The organism is Lutibacter sp. (assembly GCF_040883305.1).
In the GTDB taxonomy this organism is placed as follows: Bacteria; Bacteroidota; Bacteroidia; order Flavobacteriales; family Flavobacteriaceae; genus Lutibacter.
In genome coordinates, this window is record NZ_JBFLKT010000041.1 from 1 (window position 1) to 3801 (window position 3801).

Annotated in this window: 1 protein-coding gene; it reads left to right on the forward strand. The window is 27.2% G+C overall.

Features of this window, described 5'->3' with window-relative positions; genetic code table 11:
- A partial coding sequence (locus AB1Z17_RS01290; RefSeq protein ID WP_368049980.1) for a PAS domain S-box protein occupies positions 1-3801 on the forward strand: 3801 nt, incomplete at both ends.

The following is a 3801-nucleotide window of genomic DNA, read 5'->3' on the forward strand; positions in this document are numbered from 1 at the left end:
GGGTATTGCAACGGATGCAAATCTTTCTTTTGCAAAAATGTTCGGTTATAAAAAAGAAGAATTAATAGGTAAAAATGTGGTTGACCTTCTTTTTGATAAACAAGATCATCAAAAAATTTATAATAATTCTAAAAAACCACATGCATTTCCTTATGAAATTAAAGGAATAAGAAAGGATAAAACAACATTCCTTGTTGAAATAGAATCTAAATTCATCCAATTAGGAGATTCTAAAAAAATAAGAGTAGCAGCAATTAGAGATATTTCCGAAAGAAAACAAGCTGAAATTAATTTAAATGAAGTTCAAAAAATTGCTAAAATTGGCACTTTTGTTTTAGATATTGCTACAGGTTTTTGGGAAAGTACACCTGTTTTAGATGAAATATTAGGAATAGATAACGATTTTATTAAAAATTCTGAAAACTTGGCGCTTATTATTTATCCAGAAGATCAGGAAACGGTCTCAATTGATATTAAAGATTTAGCTGAAAAAAAAATAGCATCTTATGATAAAGAATACCGAATTGTTAGAAACAATGATAAAGAAGTTAGATGGGTAAATAGTTTAGGCAAATTAGAATGTGATTCAAGAGGAAACCCACTAAAAATTATTGGTACTGTACAAGATATTACTATAACAAAAAATAGAAATAGAGAACTTAAAACAGCATTGCAAAAAGCTGAAGAAAGTGAAAATAGTTTATATGAAGCTCAAAAAATTGCAGAATTAGGTTCGTATTCATTAGATCTTACAAACGGATGTTGGAGTAGCTCAATAATTTTAAATAAAATATTTGGAATAAAAGAAAGTTATGTAAAAGATGTTGCTAATTGGGTACAGATAATTCATCCTGATGATAGAGCGCAAATGACTTCTTATTTAGAAACAAATATTTTAAAAAATCATGAAAACTTTGATAAACAATATCGAATTATTAGAAATAATGATGAAGAGATTAGATGGGTTCATGGTTTTGGAAAATTAAATTTTGATAAAAATGGAAAACCAATTCAGTTGGTAGGAACAATTCAAGATATCACTTCAACACTAAAAATACATGAAGAGCTTCAAAAAGCAAGACAAGTTGCTGAAGAGAGTGAATTATTATTTAAATCTCTGATAGAACAAGCAGGAGACGCCATGTATTTATCTGATTTTGATGGAAATATTATTCAAGTTAACAATAAAGCAATTGAAAGTTCTGGGTATAGTAAAGAAGAGCTTTTATCCATGAATGCCAAAGAGCTTGAAGCAAAATTTAATGAGTTAGATAAAAATAAGTCAGTTTGGAGCCAACTATCCAGTAAAAATAGTATAACCATTGAAACGTTGTATAAAAGAAAGGATGGATTGGTTTTTCCTGTTGAAATAAATATTGCAGTTCTTAAAATTGGCGTTAAAAAGTTATTACTTGGTTTTGCACGTGATATTTCAATCAGAAAAAAGAACTTAAAAGAGTTTAAATTATTATCAACGGCAGTAAACCAAAGTGCTAATACCATTGTAATTACTGATATAAATGGGAACATTGAGTTTACAAACCCAAAATTTAGTAGATTAACTGGTTATAGTGCTGAAGAAGTTAAAGGGAAAAGACCAAATATTTTAAATTCAGGGCTACATTCAAAAAGCTTTTTTAAAAATTTATGGGATACAATTTTGAAAGGTGAAGACTGGCATGGAATCTTTCAAAATAAAACTAAAGGAGGTACAATAATTTGGGACAGTACCACAATTACCCCAGTTAAAAATGATTTAGGAGAAATCACAAATTTTTTAGCCATTAAAGAAGATATTACTGAACAAAAGAAATCAGAGATAAATTTAAAGGCTGCCTATCTTAAAATTGAAGAAAATGAAAGTTATTTAAAACGAATATTGCAAACTGCTAATGAAGGTTTTTGGATAATTAATGATAAAGGCCAAACTACAGATGTTAATATAAAAATGTGCAGTATTCTAGATTATAATAAGGAAGAATTTATTGGTAAATCTATTTTCACTTTTGTTGATGACAAAAACAATACTATTTTTAAAGAGCAAATAAAATTAAGAGAGCAAGGGTTGTCTACAACCTATGAAATTGAGCTCATAAAAAAGAATGGAAAAAAAGTAATTTGCTTATTTAATACGTCACCAATTTATGATAGTGCAAATAAAAGAAAAGGATCATTTGCCTTAGTAACAGATATTACAACTTTAAAACTTGCCTCTAATAAACTTAAAACAAGAAACACAGAATTAAATAATTTAAGTAAAGAGTTATACGATAAAAATAAATTATTAATTGATTCAAGAAATAGATTTGTAAATTTATTTGAACATAGCCCGGTTTCTTTATGGGAAGAAGATTTTTTAGAAGTAAAAAAAATTATAAAAAGCAAAGCTATTAGAATTGAAGATCTAGAAGAATATTTTAATAATAATCATAATTTTTTACTAGAATGTATCTCTAAAATAAACATTATAAAAGTAAATAAAAATACACTAAACCTTTTTGGAGCAAAGGATATTAAAGAACTAAAAAAACATTTAAAAAAGAGTGATACAGAGGTGTCTTTAGAAAAGCTAAAAAAAGAGATTGTTGCAGTTGCTTCAGGAGATAAAAACTTTTATTGTGAGACAGAATTTATTAAAATAGATGGAACTTTAATTTATGCCATTTTAAAGTCAGAAATTGATAGTGAGGGAAAAGCAATTGTTTCTGTATTAGATATTACAGATATTAAAAACACAAAAAACCAATTGAGAAATGCTAAATTAAAAGCTGAACTAAGCGATGAGCGTTATAAATTGGCAGTATCAGCTACAGGTTTAGGTATTTGGGATTGGGATTTGATTACAGGCAAATCCTATTATTCTAATTTATATAAGGAGCAAGTAGGATATGAAGTAGATGATTTTGAAGAGGATATTTCAACTTGGAAAAATCTATTGCACCCAGATGATTATGATGCAGCGGTGCTTAAATTTGAAAATTATTTAAAAAACCCTTTAGGACAATATCTTTCTGAATTTAGATTGCGACATAAAAATGGATCTTATGTTTGGATACTTTCAATGGCAGAATCTATTAAAAATGAAAAAGGTGAGGTGATTAGAATGTTTGGCTCACATAGAGATATAACTGTAAGAAAAAAGGCACTTTCAAAATTAGAGAAACAAACATCAGAATTACTTAAATCAAAAGAAAAAGCAGAAGAAAGTAATAGACTAAAAACAGAGTTTTTAAATAATATGTCTCATGAAATTAGAACTCCTATGAATGGCATTTTAGGTTTTTCTCAATTTCTATCTGACGATGATTTACCTATTGCTAAAAGAAATTATTTCATAAAAATAATTCAAAATAGCGGAAATCAACTACTTAGAGTAATTGATGATATTTTAGAAATTTCAAGACTTGAAACCAAACAAGTTAAAGTAATTGAAAAACCTGTTTGTTTAAATGATTTATTAATGGAATTATTTGCTGTTTTTGATCTAAAAGCCAAAGAAAATCAAATACCGCTATATATAAAAACTGAACTTTCTGATGAGCAAAGTACTATCTACACAGATAAATCAAAACTTAATAAAATAATAAGTAATTTGCTAGAAAACTCATTCAAATATACTAACAAAGGGAGTATTAATTTTGGATATAAACGCATTAGTAATAATATAGAAATTTTTGTACAAGATACAGGAATAGGTATTAATTTAGAAAAACAGAAAATTATTTTTGAAAGATTTTCGCAAGAAAATGAAGAAACTTCTAGAACCTTAGGCGGATTGGGATTAGGATTATCTATTGCAAA